20 protein-coding genes are annotated in these 15,723 nt (G+C 38.0%); 6 read left to right on the top strand and 14 right to left on the bottom strand.

Annotated elements, in window-relative coordinates; genetic code table 11:
- The first annotated feature begins 1 nt into the window (after position 1).
- The 3 genes from fimF (at position 2) to M983_RS02345 (ending at position 2,190) form a co-directional block, all read left to right on the top strand.
- On the top strand, positions 2–538 hold the full coding sequence (gene fimF, locus M983_RS02355) for a type 1 fimbrial adaptor subunit FimF (protein WP_066746462.1): 537 nt from the start codon (positions 2–4) through the stop codon (positions 536–538).
- An 11-nt stretch (positions 539–549) separates the two neighbouring features.
- Complete coding sequence (gene fimG / locus M983_RS02350; protein ID WP_066746459.1) at positions 550–1,059, top strand: type 1 fimbrial minor subunit FimG; 510 nt, start codon at positions 550–552, stop codon at positions 1,057–1,059.
- A 219-nt stretch (positions 1,060–1,278) separates the two neighbouring features.
- Positions 1,279–2,190: a fimbrial protein gene (locus M983_RS02345; protein ID WP_066746456.1), complete on the top strand. Its 912-nt coding sequence runs from the start codon at positions 1,279–1,281 to the stop codon at positions 2,188–2,190.
- 266 nt (positions 2,191–2,456) lie between these two features.
- On the opposite strand, the gene fliR is transcribed toward M983_RS02345, so the two are convergent.
- From fliR to fliF, 13 genes are all read right to left on the bottom strand, one after another.
- Complete coding sequence (gene fliR, locus M983_RS02340) at positions 2,457–3,239, bottom strand: flagellar biosynthetic protein FliR (protein WP_066746454.1); 783 nt, start codon at positions 3,237–3,239, stop codon at positions 2,457–2,459.
- 5 nt (positions 3,240–3,244) lie between these two features.
- Positions 3,245–3,514, bottom strand: a complete 270-nt coding sequence (gene fliQ, locus M983_RS02335; RefSeq protein ID WP_066746453.1) for a flagellar biosynthesis protein FliQ — start codon at positions 3,512–3,514, stop codon at positions 3,245–3,247.
- A 14-nt stretch (positions 3,515–3,528) separates the two neighbouring features.
- Entirely contained in the window at positions 3,529–4,299 is a 771-nt protein-coding gene (gene fliP / locus M983_RS02330; protein ID WP_066746450.1) for a flagellar type III secretion system pore protein FliP, read from the bottom strand.
- On the bottom strand, positions 4,299–4,745 hold the full coding sequence (fliO, locus tag M983_RS02325) for a flagellar biosynthetic protein FliO (RefSeq protein WP_066746446.1): 447 nt from the start codon (positions 4,743–4,745) through the stop codon (positions 4,299–4,301). The genes fliP and fliO overlap by 1 nt, the downstream gene beginning before the upstream one ends.
- A 3-nt stretch (positions 4,746–4,748) precedes the next feature.
- Positions 4,749–5,165, bottom strand: coding sequence for a flagellar motor switch protein FliN (gene fliN / locus M983_RS02320; protein WP_066746443.1), 417 nt, complete (start codon positions 5,163–5,165; stop codon positions 4,749–4,751).
- Positions 5,158–6,189, bottom strand: coding sequence for a flagellar motor switch protein FliM (gene fliM, locus M983_RS02315; protein ID WP_066746441.1), 1,032 nt, complete (start codon positions 6,187–6,189; stop codon positions 5,158–5,160). Before fliM ends, fliN begins: the two co-directional genes overlap by 8 nt.
- Before the next feature lie 5 nt (positions 6,190–6,194).
- Complete coding sequence (gene fliL, locus M983_RS02310) at positions 6,195–6,677, bottom strand: flagellar basal body-associated protein FliL (protein ID WP_066746438.1); 483 nt, start codon at positions 6,675–6,677, stop codon at positions 6,195–6,197.
- Between the two features lie 177 nt (positions 6,678–6,854).
- The gene (locus M983_RS02305; RefSeq protein WP_066746435.1) at positions 6,855–8,246 is read right to left on the bottom strand and encodes a flagellar hook-length control protein FliK; all 1,392 of its coding nucleotides are present in this window, start codon (positions 8,244–8,246) and stop codon (positions 6,855–6,857) included.
- The gene (gene fliJ / locus M983_RS02300) at positions 8,246–8,692 is read right to left on the bottom strand and encodes a flagellar export protein FliJ (protein ID WP_066746432.1); all 447 of its coding nucleotides are present in this window, start codon (positions 8,690–8,692) and stop codon (positions 8,246–8,248) included. Before fliJ ends, M983_RS02305 begins: the two co-directional genes overlap by 1 nt.
- Before the next feature lie 27 nt (positions 8,693–8,719).
- A complete protein-coding gene (gene fliI / locus M983_RS02295; RefSeq protein WP_066746429.1) occupies positions 8,720–10,087 on the bottom strand; it encodes a flagellar protein export ATPase FliI in 1,368 nt (455 codons plus the stop codon).
- Positions 10,087–10,803: a flagellar assembly protein FliH gene (gene fliH / locus M983_RS02290; RefSeq protein ID WP_066746427.1), complete on the bottom strand. Its 717-nt coding sequence runs from the start codon at positions 10,801–10,803 to the stop codon at positions 10,087–10,089. Before fliH ends, fliI begins: the two co-directional genes overlap by 1 nt.
- Complete coding sequence (gene fliG, locus M983_RS02285) at positions 10,796–11,791, bottom strand: flagellar motor switch protein FliG (RefSeq protein ID WP_066746424.1); 996 nt, start codon at positions 11,789–11,791, stop codon at positions 10,796–10,798. The genes fliH and fliG overlap by 8 nt, the downstream gene beginning before the upstream one ends.
- Positions 11,788–13,527 carry a flagellar basal-body MS-ring/collar protein FliF gene (gene fliF, locus M983_RS02280; RefSeq protein ID WP_066746421.1) on the bottom strand — a complete coding sequence of 580 codons (1,740 nt, stop codon included), beginning with the start codon at positions 13,525–13,527 and terminating at the stop codon, positions 11,788–11,790. Before fliF ends, fliG begins: the two co-directional genes overlap by 4 nt.
- A 276-nt stretch (positions 13,528–13,803) precedes the next feature.
- On the opposite strand from fliF, the gene fliE reads away from it, so the two are divergent.
- Positions 13,804–14,115, top strand: a complete 312-nt coding sequence (gene fliE / locus M983_RS02275) for a flagellar hook-basal body complex protein FliE (RefSeq protein WP_066746418.1) — start codon at positions 13,804–13,806, stop codon at positions 14,113–14,115.
- A 363-nt stretch (positions 14,116–14,478) separates the two neighbouring features.
- Here fliE and M983_RS02270 read toward each other — a convergent pair whose 3' ends face one another.
- Entirely contained in the window at positions 14,479–14,658 is a 180-nt protein-coding gene (locus M983_RS02270; RefSeq protein WP_066746415.1) for a hypothetical protein, read from the bottom strand.
- A 486-nt stretch (positions 14,659–15,144) separates the two neighbouring features.
- Here M983_RS02270 and M983_RS02265 point away from each other — a divergent pair, with 486 nt between their 5' ends.
- Both M983_RS02265 and M983_RS02260 read left to right on the top strand, forming a co-directional pair.
- Positions 15,145–15,369: a DUF6500 family protein gene (locus M983_RS02265; RefSeq protein WP_066746411.1), complete on the top strand. Its 225-nt coding sequence runs from the start codon at positions 15,145–15,147 to the stop codon at positions 15,367–15,369.
- Positions 15,370–15,425: 56 nt separating this feature from the next.
- Positions 15,426–15,689 (top strand): hypothetical protein, encoded by a 264-nt coding sequence (locus tag M983_RS02260; protein ID WP_245683996.1) that lies wholly within the window; start codon positions 15,426–15,428, stop codon positions 15,687–15,689.
- Positions 15,690–15,723: the final 34 nt, after the last annotated feature.

Here is a 15,723-nt window from a genome sequence, read left to right as displayed (position 1 = left end):
AATGTTTAATCATTTTAAAAAAATATCTATTACGATGATTACACTTATTTTGTTAAGTCAAAGTGTAATAGCAGCAGATAGTACTATCCATATAAAAGGCTATATGTGGGATAATACCTGTGGAGTTGCTCCTGGTTCTCAAGATCAAGTTGTTGATTTATTAAATAATGCCTTAAAGCAGATGTATAAGGTTGGAGAAGTTACGCCTATTGTCCCTTTTTATATTGAATTATCACCATGTGGTGAAGCGGCTACTGCGGTAAAAGTGGGGTTTTCTGGAATTGCTGATATATCCAATACGACTTTGTTAGCAATAGAACCTGGTGGACAAAATGCATCAGGTGTGGGGATCCAAATTTTGGATGGTAATAGAGTTCCTATGGCGATAAATGCTACTAGTGATTACATTACTTGGACGCCACTCGTTGCAGGAAAAAATAATACACTTCATTTTTATGCAAGATTGATGACATCTAAGTTACCCGTTATTGCAGGTCATATTCATGCATCAGCGACTTTTACTCTTGAATTCCAGTAAATGGAGAAGCTATGATTATTAATAAATGGAAGATAGTGATAACCATGATAATAGGAATGCTATTGTCGGTAACATCAGCATATGCAGTTGATGTCAACATTACGGTTAATGGTAGTGTTATTGCTAGACCTTGCACTGTTGGAACAAAGACTGCGAATGTTGATTTAGGTGATTTATATACATACAACTTTATACAGCCTAATTCTGCTTCACCGTGGTATGCTATTTCATTAGATTTAGTTGATTGTCCTATAGGTACATCCGTAGTTGCCGCAACATTTAAAGGTGTGACAGACAATACTGGATATTATAAGAATCTAGGGACATCAGAAAAAATACAATTACAATTACAAGATATTCAAGGTAATAACTTAAATAGTGGTGCAATAAAAAAAATTGCTGTTAATGATTCAACATTATCAACTAGTTTCCCTTTACGGGTTAGGGCTCTGTCAGTGAGTGGTAGGCCTACCCAGGGTTCAGTTCAAGCAATTATAGATGTTACTTATACTTATCTGTAAATTATATCCTTGATATAAATAATTTATTAGTTATGTTTTTATTTTATCTATTTAGATTTCAGTTTATTTAAATAACGCAATTTAAATATTAAATTAAAATTTAAATTTAAATATACTTGTTTATATTCATCAATATTTAAAAAACTCTCATTATTAATTTCTTTCACGTACATTACGTTGTTTTTATTTTAATAAATTTTAAGTTAGTAGGTATATAATATGAATTTAATAAGAAGTGGAACTCTATTCGCTTTTTTTATTCTGTTTTCAACAAAGGCATTAGCGTTTGGGTGTAAGGTTGATGGTGGCCAAGAGATAGGTAGTGGTAATCATAATATCTATGTGACATTAGGGCCTGATGTCCAAATTGGGCGAAACTTAATTGTTGATTTGTCTCAACATTTAAGCTGTTATAATAGCTATGATAATTACTCGGATATAGATCATGTGAACTTAGAACCAGGCACTCGACTTACGGGGCCGTTAAATAGATTTACAGGCTCTATATATTGGAATGGCAGTACATACCCATTGCCATTAAATACAACTACATCTGTTCTACATATAGCAGAACCTTATCCTCAGCCAATGCCAATGAAGCTTTATTTAACCCCTTTAAATAGTGCGGCAAATGGAGTGCTCGTACAAGCTGGCTCTGCAATTGCTCAGATCAAAATGTATAAAATAGCCGATCTAAATGGCGGTGATCCTAGGTTTTTTACTTGGAATATTATCTCCAATACAGATATAGTAATTCCCATTGGTGGCTGTAATGTAAATAATAGGAATGCTGTCGTTAATCTTCCTACTTATCCAGCAGAAGCTGCTATAGATCTTAATATTCACTGTGCTCAAAATCGAAATATATCATTTTCTCTTTCTGGTCAAACCGCGAATGATGGAATGACATTTGTTAATACTTTGAGTAGTGATAATTCGGCATCAAAAGGGATGGGGGTTCAGATTACTCGAAATGGAACCGCTATTCCTATTAATAAGTTAGTTAGAATGGGGATTGTTGGTAATAATCCTGTATCACTTGGTTTAAGGGCCCGATATGAGCGTACTGGAGGACAAGTAACTGCCGGGAAAATAACATCTCTAGTTGGGGTTACTTTTACATATGACTAATTTCGAATATATTTAAAACCTACTTTATTTCATTTTTTGATGCTTATAATTAAAATATATTGATATAGATACCTATTAACACGATATCGTTATAGCTTTAGAAATTATTTATATAGATAAATATTAGTACTATTGATTTCATCATAAATTAGTAGTGCTATTTTTTATCTTACTATTTTTCCCCAATATAACATGGAGCCATTAGTTAAAATTGTATTTCTTCATGTGGATTGAAATACTTTTAAAATTTATTAATAAGCTATATATTAAGAAACTAATTGCTGTAATATCAGTGTAATACGATTAAACGTGTCACTAAATACACGTTCAGTAAAGACCGGCAGTGCAGGCATTAACATTGATAGTGCTAATATACCCACCGTTAAGGTCAGTGGGAAACCGACAACAAATACCGATAACTGCGGTGTCATACGGTTTAAAATACCTAATGAAAGATTAATGACTAAAAGGAGTGTAATTAATGGCATGGCTAGCATCATACCATTAATAAAGATAGTTCCACCACTTTGAACGAGTGTTAAAAGGCCTAATGAATTTAAGGTTTGATGACTAATAGGGATAACATAGAAAGTATCCACTAAAATAGAGAGTAACCATAAATGGCCATCAAACACTAAAAATAACAAGATAGTTAGCATATTAAAAATACGCGCTAAAATTGGCATATTAGGGCCACCAGAGGGATCGACAAAGGTAGCGAATGAAAGCCCCATTTGTAAGCCAATCACTTCACCCGCATGACGAACACTGGCAAAAGCCAGCTGCATCGATAACCCTAAAATAGTACCAATAAGAATTTGTTGAATAAGCACCCAAAATGCCATGATAGAAACTAATGGAATTTGAGTTTGTGGTAAACCCGGTGCAACAAGGGCTGTGGTTAAAAACGCTAATCCGATACGAAATTTTTTCGGTGTTTGTTTTTCACTAAATATAGGTGCGGTGCTAAAAAGTGCGAGAATACGCACAAAAGGCCAGAAAAAATCACTAATATAGCCGTTAAGCATTTCACTGGTCAGCGTTATCATTGTTATTAACCAATCATATTTGGAATGCTAGTAAACAGGTTATGTATATAATCTATCAATAGACTTAACATCCAAGGGCCAGCGACTAAAATAGCAGCAAGAACAGCTAAAATTTTAGGAATAAACGATAATGTCATTTCATTTATTTGTGTGGCGGCTTGCAACATACTGATAATTAAACCCGTTACAAGAGCAGCTAAAAGTAAAGGACCAGCAAGGGATAATGCGATTTTCATCGCCTCAGTACCTAGCGCTAACACAGATTCAGGAGTCATAAATTACCTCGCCACTAATTAAAGAAGCTTTGTGCTAATGAGCCAAGTATTAACTGCCAACCATCAACTAAAACAAAGAGCATTAATTTAAAAGGCAATGAAACTGTTGCGGGTGGCACCATCATCATACCTAATGCCATTAAGACACTCGCAACAACCAAATCAATAATAAGAAAGGGAATAAAAATCATAAAGCCAATTTGAAATGCTGTTTTTAATTCACTCGTAATATAGGCAGGAACTAAAATTCGCATTGGTACACTTTCACGTGTTTCAAACGCAGGCGCATCAGCAAGACGAGAAAAAAGGGCTAAATCTGTTTCTCGGGTTTGTTGCATCATAAACTGACGTAACGGTTTTGCACCATTATCAAGGGCTTGTTCAAAGGAAATTTTATCTTCACTAAAAGGAAGGTAAGCATCTTGATACATCTTATCGAACACAGGAGCCATGATAAAAAAGGTCATAAAAAGTGCAAGACCAAGAACAACTTGATTTGGTGGTGCAGAAGGTGTTCCTAATGCATTTCGTAATAGACCTAATACTATGATAATTCGAGTAAAACTCGTCATCATCAATAATACTGCTGGAATAAACCCTAGAGCAGTAATAAAAATTAAGGTTTGTACTGGTAATGACCAACTTTGTCCACCACCAGGCAATGGTTGCGAAATAACGCCAGGAAACTGAGCAAATACACTGCTAGGCAAGAAGAGCAAAACTACAGCACTTGCGAAGATGTGCCAACGCTTTAATGCGTTAAAAAATGAGACATACTGATGCATTATGAGTTGCCTTTATCTCGCTTTAGCGTTTTTTGTAATAATTGGGTAAATAGGGGATGTGTTGATGTCGTGGTTGCTTCCTGTGAGGCTTTTTCAGGAATAGGTAATTTATGCAGTACATTTATTTGAGAGGTGGTTACCCCTAATACAAGCCATTCCTGCTCAATTTCAACGACTACAACACGTTCTTTAGAACCTAATGAGCAACTTGCTTTTACACTTAGTTGAGCTGATTGCCCTTTAAATGTGCCACGTGTTAATCCCATTCGACGAAATAGCCACATTGCAATTACAATAAGTACAATTATACCCGCAAGCGCTGTACTCACTTGCACTAGACTTTGTCCTACAGGCAAAGTTTGTGTTGATGTTTGAGTCGTTTGCGTTGTCGTTGGTGTGGCAGTATTTGCCACACCTTGACTGGAAAAGGAAGGAAGCTGTTCCATTGATTAACGACTCAGACGACGCATACGTTCTGATGGTGTAATGATATCAGTAATACGAATACCATATTTATCAGAGACAACAACAACTTCACCTTGGGCGATTAAATAACCGTTAATCAAGATATCAAGTGGCTCACCTGCTAGACCATCAAGCGAAACAACAGAACCTTGAGAAAGACTGAGTAATTTCTTAATCGTCATTTTTGTACGACCTAACTCGACGGTTAATTTGACAGGAATATCCATAATCAAATTGATGTCAGAAAGATGATTAAGTGCGTCTTGTTCAGGTGATAGATTGTCAAATAGATCGGAACTATTATCCTGGTTTTTCCCAGTTTGCTGTTCCATAGCTTCAGCCCACATATCTTCAGCAGATTCAGATTGTGAATTGTCAGTTGGGCGATTCGCATCACTCATCGGTTTGTTCCTCATCCAGAGCGTTTAAAACAGGGTTAATTAGATGTTCAACACGTAAGGCATATTGCCCATTTACCATACCGTATTGGCTTGTTAAAACAGGTACGCCATCGACATGTGCAATCAATCTTTCAGGTTTATCAATAGGGATAACATCCCCTTTTGAGAGTTTCAGAACTTTAGATAAACGTAATGGGATGTCAGTAAAATTAGCAACCAATTCAAGTTCTGAGTGCTGAACCTGATTGACTAAACTATCTAACCAAACTCCATCTTCTTGACGCGCATTTTCAATTGGGGGATTGATTAATCGTTCTCGTAATGGCTCAATCATGGCGAAAGGAATACAAATACTAAATTCCCCAACCATAGAACCAATCTCTACCTGAAAGGGGGTCGTAACAACAATGTCATTCGGTGATGAGGTAATATTAGTAAATTTAACCTGCATCTCTGAACGAACATATTCAACTTGGATCTTGAATATAGAATCCCAAGCATCACGATACGCATCTAATGCTAATCTCAGCATTTTATTAATGACACGTTGTTCTGTATTTGTGAATTCTCGGCCTTCTACAGGGATAGGAAAACGGCCATCACCACCAAATAAATTATCTACGGCGATATAAACCAAGTTAGGTTCAAAGGTAAATAACGCGGTACCTCGTAGTGGTTTTAAATGCACCAAGTTAAGATTGGTTGGTACAGGTAAATTACGAGCAAAATCGTGATAAGGGTGGATTTTTACACCACCAACAGTAATATCGGGGCTACGACGTAGCATATTAAATAGCCCCATGCGGAATTGACGCGCAAAACGTTCGTTAATAATTTCTAAAGATTGTAAGCGTTCCCGAACTACACGGCGTTGCGTGTTAGGGTTATAAGGCTGAATATCCGGTTCATTCGGATCCTTCGCTTTCGCAGGTTCCTTGTTCGCGCTTTCGTTAGCGTCGTCACCTGATGTGTCATCATTCAGCAGAGCATCAATCTCTGCCTGTGAAAGGATATTATCGCTCATAATGATTATCGCAGAATAAACGTGGTAAACAGTACACCAGAAAGGATCTGTTCAGATTCTCCGGGTACGAGAGTCGGTCTCAGCGTTTCTTTTACATCTGTCATTAACTGCATTTTTCCAGTATCTGTCGCTAGCTTATTAGCTTGTTGACGTGAAAGAAGTAATAACAAACGACTGCGAACTTCAGGTAAATAATCTTGCAGACGTTTACGAGTATTCTCATCAGTTAATCGTAATGTAATACCGATATAGAGTACTCTGTCTAAATGTTCCTCATCATCAATGAGATTGACGGTAAAAGGCTCTAATGACATAAAAACGGGGGCTGGGATCACTTTTTGTTGATTAGTGCCCGCTGAACCTGATTTAGCATGCTTCAATGCCCACCAACTATATCCACCGAATGCCGCCGCAATAATGACTATCACCAATATAATGATGATCAAAATTAAGCTATAGCTTTTACGTTTATTGCTGTAATTAGACATGGACAGTTAAATTCCTGTTTTGTAGTGGATACGTGTTCACTGTTGTGGACTTCCATATCCATCTAAATCAACTTTAATTATCCCGCTATTTCTGTTTTTTAATGGCAGAAACAGATAGGGAAAAAACCATTAACTCTTACGTTTATTGACATAAGGCCCCCTCCAAATACATTTGTATTAGGCAAAAATATCAACACCGCCACGAGCAGATGCTAATTGTTGAGGTGTAAGAGTTATCTTTTGTTGTGCCGACTCTGAGGTTAATTGCATATCGTTATCCTCACTTCCTTGATGATTATCGGCAGACTTTCCACTAAATTGAGAGGAATCTGACATATTTTCTTGTTGCCAGTTATTGCTATTGTCGCTAGATACATGACTTTGCGTAAGCTGGATACCGTTATCAGAAAGCGCTTGACGCAAATGATGTATTGCATTTTCTAACACATTACGAACATGTCCATTTTGAGACGTAAGATGAAGTTGAGCTTGTCCATCTTCTATTTTCATACGAATTTGCAGTGAACCTAGCTCTTCAGGATGTAACCGTAATTCTGCTTTTTGTAAGCCATTACGACTAAACATCACGATTTGCTGATTAAACTGTTGTTGCCATTCAGGTGTGCCTACTTGAGCATTTAACACTTGTACAACGGTAGGTGAAAAATGAACTTGAGGCTGAGATATTGCTGAAACATTCGTACTATTCACAAGGGAATGAGACGTCAATGAAGATGTTGTTGTTAAGGTGTTATGCAACTCTTTTTCAGACGTCGAATTATTTGTTGCTATTTGCTGGAATACATTTTCTGTTAATTTTGTATTTTGCTGTGATTTATTACTATTGAGCTGTGCATGTATCTTCTCTGAGACAGGCGTTAGCAATGAAGCAAAAGTATCCGCTTTTTTTGTAGAAGATTTATCTGCTGGTAACGTATCAGTTTGTGTACCTTGGGTTGCCAATACAGATGTTTCAGGACGCAACTGTGTTAATAACGACTTTTCATCAAATTTTGATAAAACGTTATTATCAGTAAGATGAATCCCAGTCATTTGAGTCTCTTTAGTGAATACGCGTGTTAATGGTGAGAGTTTATCTTCATGTTTTACTGATTGTTTAAGTTGCTCTGATGTAGGAAGCGTGCGTTTTAAACCAGGTAGCCCTGCAAGTTGAACGGGTAATTCTGCTGCAAGTTCCTCTGCCGACATTAATGAAGAGGGGATTTTATTTTCAATAATGTCATCTAATTGCTCATTATCAGGTAAAGAGAGAGTTAACGATAACTTTTCTTGAGATTGCAGTTTGTTAGGGATTGTGTCAGCGACAACAGAGGCGATATCGTGGGTATCGTCTTTGTCTTTATCCTCTTGTGAGTGCTTCTCTACTTTTTTCTCTTTAGATGTATTATCTTGAGCTTGTACCGTTTTTTTGTCGCTCTGTGAATTCTGAGGATGTGTACTCAGAAATTGAGCAAATGTCGGTGCATTTTCTCCGGGTTGACTATTCGTCGCTGATGCTGAGCCGGGAGAAGGTGCGACGACATCCATGTTCAGAAGCGTTATCTCCATCAAGTTGTTCTCCGTAAAGTACTACGCTGTGCGTACTCATCCATTTGTTTCTGTTCAATGCGGTCAAGATGTCGCTTACGGCTATCTTCAGCGCGTTGCTCTAAAGTCTCAAATGCATTGAGTCGTTGCTGTTTTTCTTGCCATTGTTTAGTAGCAAGATCTAATTGCTCTTGCCAGTGATTAAGTTGTTTCTTATGTTGCTCTATGGTGAGCTCTAATGTTTTAAGAAACTGTTGGTAGTTTTGCCATGACGCAGAGGACATTCCTCCCAAATTTAATGTTTCATTAAGACGTATGCGGTATTCATCCTGATACCCGATCAACATATTGAGTTGCTGTTCCATTTGTTGATGACTCTGCCGGACTTGAGCTAGTTGAATAGCTGCTTGTTCAGCGGCTGTTTGCGCCAGTTCTCTTAGTGTCACTAAAGGTGACTGTTCCCGCATTGGAACCCTCTCTGATTATGTTCAGATTTAGTTTAATGTGATCAGTTGATTAAGTTGCTCACATGCACTCTGATAACTGCATTGCTCATGAATATCTTGTTGTAAGAACGCAGCTAATGACGGATATAACGAAATGGCTTTATCTAACAGAGGATCACTTCCTGTTGCGTAAGCGCCAACATTAATTAAATCTCTATTGCGTTGATAACTCGATAGAAGTTGTTTAAAAATTTGTACTCGTCGATAATGCGTTTTCTCAATAAGAGATGTCATTGCGCGACTAATTGAAGCTTCAATATCAATAGCCGGGTAGTGACCTGATTCTGCAAGAGAACGCGATAGAACGATGTGTCCATCTAAAATAGCGCGAGCAGAATCTGCAATAGGATCTTGCTGATCATCACCTTCTGTTAATACAGTATAAAAAGCGGTAATGGAGCCACCACCATCAACACCATTACCAGCACGTTCAACTAATGCAGGCAATTTAGCGAAAACAGAAGGGGGATAGCCTTTTGTCGCAGGTGGCTCACCAACAGCAAGTGCAATTTCACGTTGTGCCATGCTATAACGAGTGAGTGAATCCATAATCAGTAACACGTGTTTTCCTCGATCACGAAAATCTTCTGCAATACGTGTTGCGTAAGAAGCACCTTGCATACGTAATAAAGGTGAAACATCAGCAGGAGCCGCAACTACGACAGAACGTGCTAGGCCATCAGTACCAAGAATATTTTCAATAAAATCTTTAACTTCACGTCCGCGCTCACCGATTAAACCAACGACGATAACATCTGCTTGTGTAAAGCGAGCCATCATACCGAGAAGTACACTTTTACCTACACCTGAGCCTGCAAAAAGTCCCATACGTTGTCCACGACCGACGGTTAATAGTGCGTTAATAGAGCGCACACCGACATCGAGTACATCCGTTATTGCAGTACGCTGTAATGGGTTTATTGGTGGAGTAATCAATGATGCCCGATATCCTGTATCAGGAGGAGGTAGACCATCTAATGGATAACCCGAGCCATCAAGAACACGACCTAATAACGCATCACCAAGAGGTAACTGTCGACCTTCATTTTCACTTCCAGGTATAGCTTGTGCGTAAACACGAGCACCTGGTGTTAAACCTTCTACTTCTTGTAAAGGCATTAAGAGCATTTTATCGCCATTAAAACCCACAACCTCACTTTCGACTTCTTCAACCGTTTTACCAATGGTACGTTCGATAAGACATGTTGAACCAAGGGGCATAACTAGCCCCTTAGCCTCCATGACTAAGCCTGTTGCTCTAGTTAATCGACCGTATTGGCGAACACGTGGAATTTTATTCAAGGTTGCTTCTGTTTGTGCCAATTTGTCTAACCAACGCCCCAATCTCGCAGTCATTACAATGCCTCCGGTGCAGCAAGACGGCAAAGTTCATGCCAACGAGTGGCTATCGTGGAATCAAGGTCACCATCATTTGTTACAACTCGGCATCCACCAATATGAATACTGTTATCAGCAACGACTTTCCAACCATGAGCTGAAAGCGAATCACCTAATTCTTTTTCAATTAATGGAATATGTTTAGGATTGACCCGCAACTGCGGATCACCTGAGAACATTTGTTCTTGTTGTAACATCAAATTGATTTGAGCTAATAAGGCAGAACCATCGCAAACAGCAGGCTGACCAAGTACTTCTTTGGCTGCTGTTAATGCGATTTGCATCAATCTTGATGCTATAACACTGTCTAATCCATCCAGTGAATGCTTGAATTCTGCCAATAAGCCTTGCCATTCGTTAATTAACGGTGCTTGTTGTTCGATACCTTGTTGAGTCCCTTTGTCAATACCTGCTTGTAATCCAGCCTGATAGCCTTCCTGATAACCTTGGTTTTTCCCTGCCTCAAAGCCTTCAGCATGACCCATTTTTTGGGCTTTTTCTTTCATATCATCAAGCATATTAATTTGCTCGAGAACTTTCTGTTGCTGAACGACTTCTTTTTCCTGTTTTTCGATTTTTATCTCGTTTTCTACTGGCGTTTCTGCCTTTAACTCCCAATCAGTCAATTCTTTGGGAACCCATGGCTTCCAGTTATCAGTATGTTTATCAGACATAGGTATCTTCTCCTCCATGAAGAACAACTTCTCCACTCTCTGCTAATTTACGAACAATAAGCAAGATAGCTTTCTGCTCTGCTTCGACTTGAGACATACGAACAGGACCACGAGAAGCCAAGTCATCACGCATAATTTCCGCAGCACGTTGAGACATATTGTTGAGGAAGTGATCGCGCAATTCTTGATCGCATCCTTTTAATGCCACAACCAAGGAGTCGGATTCCACATCCTGTAGAATGCGCTGAATTGAACGGTTGTCGATATCGATAAGATTTTCGAAGAGGAACATTTCGTCGATAATTTTCTGTGCCAATTCGCCATCATAATCACGTACAGCGGTAATAACGTTCTCTTCTTGCTGACTTTTCATTAAGTTAATAATTTCAGCCGCAGTACGAACTCCCCCCATTTTGCTACGTTTGAGATTTTGGCCATCAAGCAGATTATTTAAGACTTCTGTCAATTCTGCTAATGCAGAAGGCTGAACTCCACCAAACGTTGCGATACGTAACATCACATCATTACGTAATTTGTCATCAAAGAGGGCAAGAATATCGGCAGCTTGACCCCGTTTGAGGTGAACCAAAATAGTGGCGATAATTTGTGGATGCTCGTCGCGAATAATATCGGCAGCCATTTGTGGCTCCATAAAATTAAGCGTTTCAATACCTGTAGTTGTTTCACGCGTTTCAGATATTTCATCCAACAGATTATTAGCGCGCTCTTCACCCAATGCTTTGACAAGAACAGAACGCAAGTAATCATTAGCATTCACATTCAAGGCAGCATATTGAACAGCATCTTCTTCAAAGTTAGCCATGACATCAATTAATTGCTGATTAGAAATTTGGCGCATTGATGACATGGCAATACTGAGTTGTTGCACTTCACGTGTTGTCAGATGTTTAAACACCTCTGCTGCTCTATCTTCACCAAGAGTCATTAACATCACGGCACTTTTTTCTGTTCCGGTTAAATTACTCATTGTTCTTTACTCATCCATTGACGAATTACCATTGCGACGACACGAGGATCTTTCTCTGCCATTTCTCGAATACGTTGGCTTTGTAACTCAGCGCTAACACGTTGACGCGCTTGTTTACGTCGTGCTTCTTCGTCAAGTTCAGCTTCATCAACATCATCACTCACTTTTAATTTGCTTTTTAGCACCGTGTTTTGTGTGGCAATTTCGGCTTCACGGCGTTTGTCAATTTGAGGTTTAACCAATTTGCGCCATAAAATCCAAGCGATGATAACGAGAAGTAGCCAGCGACCAATATCTAAGGCTTTAGACAATATTTCAGGATTTTGCCATACAGGGGTAATAACAACTTGCTCTTCAATATCATTAAACTGTGAGTTAACCACACTTAAAGAATCGCCCCGTTCTTGGGAATACCCCATAGCTTCACGAACTAAGCCTTCAATTTGTTTGATTTGTTCATCAGTTAGAGGGACTTGTTTAGTTGCTACGATAGCATCATCGCTACTTTCACCTTCCTCTGGTTTTTTCTTATCTTCAACCGTTTTATAGTTAACAATAACGGCAACAGAAAGGCGTTCAACGTTACCCACAGGGCGTTTGATATGACGAATACGACGGTCAACTTCAAAATTCGTCGTCTCATCTAAACGGCTATTACTATTCGGATTACGAGTTGCAGATGCGGTACTATTTCCTTTTGCTGGTTCAGCCTCATTCTTATCACCCTCTTTCGCTTTAGCGGTATCAATAGGTGCTTGAGGAGAGGCAACAGGCTGATTGGAAAGGGCACCAGGGACCCCCCCTGCTAACATACCGCCATTTTGTTCACTTTGGCTTAATTGCTTAGAGCGAACGGCAGCTTGATTGGGGGGTTGATTAGGCTTGTACTCTTCTGCTGTTTCTTCTGTATGAGAAAAATCAATTTGAGCTGTCACTTGTGCATGAACATTTCCACGACCAACAATAGGTGCAAGTAACGTTTCAATGCGTTGTTGATAACGGTTTTCTAATTCCTGAACATATTTCAGTTGGATAGAATTAAGATCACGACCTAAAGCATCAGGTTGTGTTAATAATTTACCGCTTTGATCAACAATAGTGACACTGCTATCAGGCATACCAGCAATACTACTTGCAACAATATGAACAATGGCATTAATCTGACCTTCATCAAGTGCACGACCTTGTAATAGGCCTACTGTCACAGATGCTGAAGGGGATTTTTGCTCGCGTACAAAAAGAGACGGTTTAGGCAGTGCTAAATGAACACGTGCATTTTGTACAGGCCCTAATGTTTCAATAGTACGAGCAAGTTCACCTTCAAGAGCACGTTGATAGTTAATTTGTTCACTAAATTGGCTGATCCCAAATTTTTCTTTATCAAGCAGTTCAAAACCAGCAGCCCCACCTTTTGGAAGCCCTGCTTGTGCAAGTTTTAGGCGTAAATCATGAACCTGAGTATCAGGTACCATAATTGCCGATCCATTTTGCGACAAACGATAGGGCACATTCATCTGTGTTAGCTGTGTGACAATTTCGCCACCGTCTTTATCGCTAAGATTACTATAAAGCACTTTATAATCAGGGCTTTGTAACCATAGAAATGCAGCAACAAAAATAGCAATTGCCGCCGAGCCCGCAATAATGAGCGGAATTTTCGGATCGGCTTTTATCCGGTTAATAATGGCGTTAAAACCTTTTTTCTGGTTCACAACGTCGGTTTTTTCGGCATTCATAGACAATCCTTGCCTTGTAGTTCGGGATGAATACTAAAAGCGTGGCGTAACAAAACAGACTCCCCTTACGCTAATATATAGACCTAGTCTCAGGTGTGTCATTATTGGCCTTTTGCGTTTCATTTAATGGCGTAATTAGCCTTTAACTTTTGCGTTAATTACTCGCTTTGGAATGAAACCCCTGTGTTAGGGTATAACTCAGTAAGCGTGTTGGTGCACATCCTTACTATGACATTAATTCGATAATTGAATCAGATGATTAACGCAGAGGTTTATATGTCAATTCCAGCAATTGAAAGTGTTCTGGATAAAATACAAATTCAAAGTTTACAAGCATCCAATATTGCAAAACCCCAACCTGTTCAGGCTGGTTTTGCTTCTCAGCTTGTTGAGGCTGTAGGCAAAATTAATGAAACGCGTGTGAATGCGACGAATAAAGTACAAGCATTTACATTAGGAACACCTGGTGTTGAATTAAACGATGTAATGGTTGATATGCAAAAATCGAGTATCTCATTGCAAATGGGTGTGCAAGTTCGTAATAAGCTGGTGGCTGCCTATCAAGAAATTATGAGTATGCAGGTGTAACTAGTTTAACTATTTGATATATAGAGAATAGTTATTTCATTACGGTTCATTGAGGGCGTATAGGGGGCGAAATCATTTAATTTTTGGTTTAATAACGATATTTGGTCTTGATCGTTCTTAGGCATCAACGCACTATAAATATCGTGTACCATTTTTGATGATGAGTTCCCCATCTGTATTGTAATGAATGCAGGATTGGCGGTGAGAATAAGAGATAAAGATACAATTAGAGAGTAATTTCTTTTCTTTTAATAAAACGCCAGTTGTTTCTTAAAATATATTTTCAATATACTTCTTGTTATCGTTCAACCTTTGATACAACAACTGGCGTGTTTAGTCATTCTTTATACACGAGATACGATATTACTTATTAACCTTTGGCGTTGGTGTTTTCTGATGAGTATGATGTGTTTTATCTAGATTGTGATTAACAGAAGAGGTTTCTTTTTTATGAATATTATGGGCTTGGGCTGATGTTGAAGCCATTGCACCATAAGAAACTAATCCGGTCAAAATTGCTGCTGTTGCAAGTAGTTTTTTCATTTTAGTACCTTATTTCTAGTGGTTGTTTAGAACAAAACTAGTAATAAGCTCAAATAAAAAACGAATCAATCACCTTTAAATAACTCTTTACTCTTTTACGTTGCAAATAAAAGACTCTATTTAACTCAAGCAAAAAATAGACATCTATACATTAATCGTATAAACATTATTCTTTATACTTTTTTTGATAATGATAAATAGCAATCTAAAAATTATCTAAGATACCGTATATATACGGTATCTATTTTATAGCACACAATAAAATGATATATTTTTGCAAAAGAAAAATACGCTTAGAAGTAAAAAGTAGTTGATATCCGAAAATAACAGAATAACTAATTTCTATTGCTTGAGCCTGATAAGTTAACCTTTTAATTTACATTAAAATGTCGTTGATAATAGTCACTAAAAAGGCACTATTTATTAGTAAGTGGCTGTATTTTAATATTATTAATTATAAATAATCTAATATTTAATGAGAAAAATATGCAAAAAAATTTACAAGAGAAAATAATAAAAATATGCGATGAAAAAATAGCCGCTAAAGGTGAGGGAGTTGGTTTATCTTTTTATGCTTTTTTTGCAAATAAAAATGATGAACCGCAATTACTTATGGATGTGGCAACGTGGTGGATTATGACACACAAACTCGACCATTTTGAAAAAGCAGTCAAAATAAAACAACTAGTACAATCAGAAATGCGTTTATAGGCATAAATGCTATTTTATCTAAAGATAATAAAATAGGCTGATAAAACGGTAGATAATTGATAATCGTCACATTAAAAGAATGCATAAACCGTTATGGTCAATACATCATTAATAAACTAAACGGTGAAGATATGGAATACTGGTTTATAGCGTATAAAGTACGTTCTAGAAATGGTGATACTTACGCCGGGCATAAAATTATCGAAACGAGTAGTGAAATTACCCCTCATATAGCCTTAGAAAAAGCATGCCAAGACGTTGCTGAAAGTGCTCAAGCAGATATTTCTGCGATTAGAGTTGTCGCTTTTAATCGTTTATAACAATTCCCTTATTAGAAACCTGCCTATTATAAAT

It is taken from the genome of Proteus myxofaciens ATCC 19692 (assembly GCF_001654855.1).
GTDB lineage: Bacteria > Pseudomonadota > Gammaproteobacteria > Enterobacterales > Enterobacteriaceae > Proteus > Proteus myxofaciens.
The sequence above is the reverse complement of the archived record's forward strand: the minus strand, read 5'-3'. Positions and strand labels throughout refer to the sequence as shown.

Coding starts and splice junctions, on each gene's coding strand:
- fliF (WP_066746421.1), bottom strand. CDS start 13,527: ATGAATGCCGAAAAAACCGACGTTGTGAACCAGAAAAAAGGTTTTAAC.
- fliG (WP_066746424.1), bottom strand. CDS start 11,791: ATGAGTAATTTAACCGGAACAGAAAAAAGTGCCGTGATGTTAATGACT.
- fliL (WP_066746438.1), bottom strand. CDS start 6,677: ATGTCTAATTACAGCAATAAACGTAAAAGCTATAGCTTAATTTTGATC.
- fliM (WP_066746441.1), bottom strand. CDS start 6,189: ATGAGCGATAATATCCTTTCACAGGCAGAGATTGATGCTCTGCTGAAT.
- M983_RS02305 (WP_066746435.1), bottom strand. CDS start 8,246: ATGGAGATAACGCTTCTGAACATGGATGTCGTCGCACCTTCTCCCGGC.
- fliI (WP_066746429.1), bottom strand. CDS start 10,087: ATGACTGCGAGATTGGGGCGTTGGTTAGACAAATTGGCACAAACAGAA.
- fimG (WP_066746459.1), top strand. CDS start 550: ATGATTATTAATAAATGGAAGATAGTGATAACCATGATAATAGGAATG.
- fliO (WP_066746446.1), bottom strand. CDS start 4,745: ATGGAACAGCTTCCTTCCTTTTCCAGTCAAGGTGTGGCAAATACTGCC.
- fliJ (WP_066746432.1), bottom strand. CDS start 8,692: ATGCGGGAACAGTCACCTTTAGTGACACTAAGAGAACTGGCGCAAACA.
- fliP (WP_066746450.1), bottom strand. CDS start 4,299: ATGCATCAGTATGTCTCATTTTTTAACGCATTAAAGCGTTGGCACATC.
- M983_RS02270 (WP_066746415.1), bottom strand. CDS start 14,658: ATGAAAAAACTACTTGCAACAGCAGCAATTTTGACCGGATTAGTTTCT.
- M983_RS02265 (WP_066746411.1), top strand. CDS start 15,145: ATGCAAAAAAATTTACAAGAGAAAATAATAAAAATATGCGATGAAAAA.
- M983_RS02345 (WP_066746456.1), top strand. CDS start 1,279: ATGAATTTAATAAGAAGTGGAACTCTATTCGCTTTTTTTATTCTGTTT.
- fliE (WP_066746418.1), top strand. CDS start 13,804: ATGTCAATTCCAGCAATTGAAAGTGTTCTGGATAAAATACAAATTCAA.
- fliH (WP_066746427.1), bottom strand. CDS start 10,803: ATGTCTGATAAACATACTGATAACTGGAAGCCATGGGTTCCCAAAGAA.
- fliR (WP_066746454.1), bottom strand. CDS start 3,239: ATGATAACGCTGACCAGTGAAATGCTTAACGGCTATATTAGTGATTTT.
- fliQ (WP_066746453.1), bottom strand. CDS start 3,514: ATGACTCCTGAATCTGTGTTAGCGCTAGGTACTGAGGCGATGAAAATC.
- fliN (WP_066746443.1), bottom strand. CDS start 5,165: ATGAGTGATGCGAATCGCCCAACTGACAATTCACAATCTGAATCTGCT.
- fimF (WP_066746462.1), top strand. CDS start 2: ATGTTTAATCATTTTAAAAAAATATCTATTACGATGATTACACTTATT.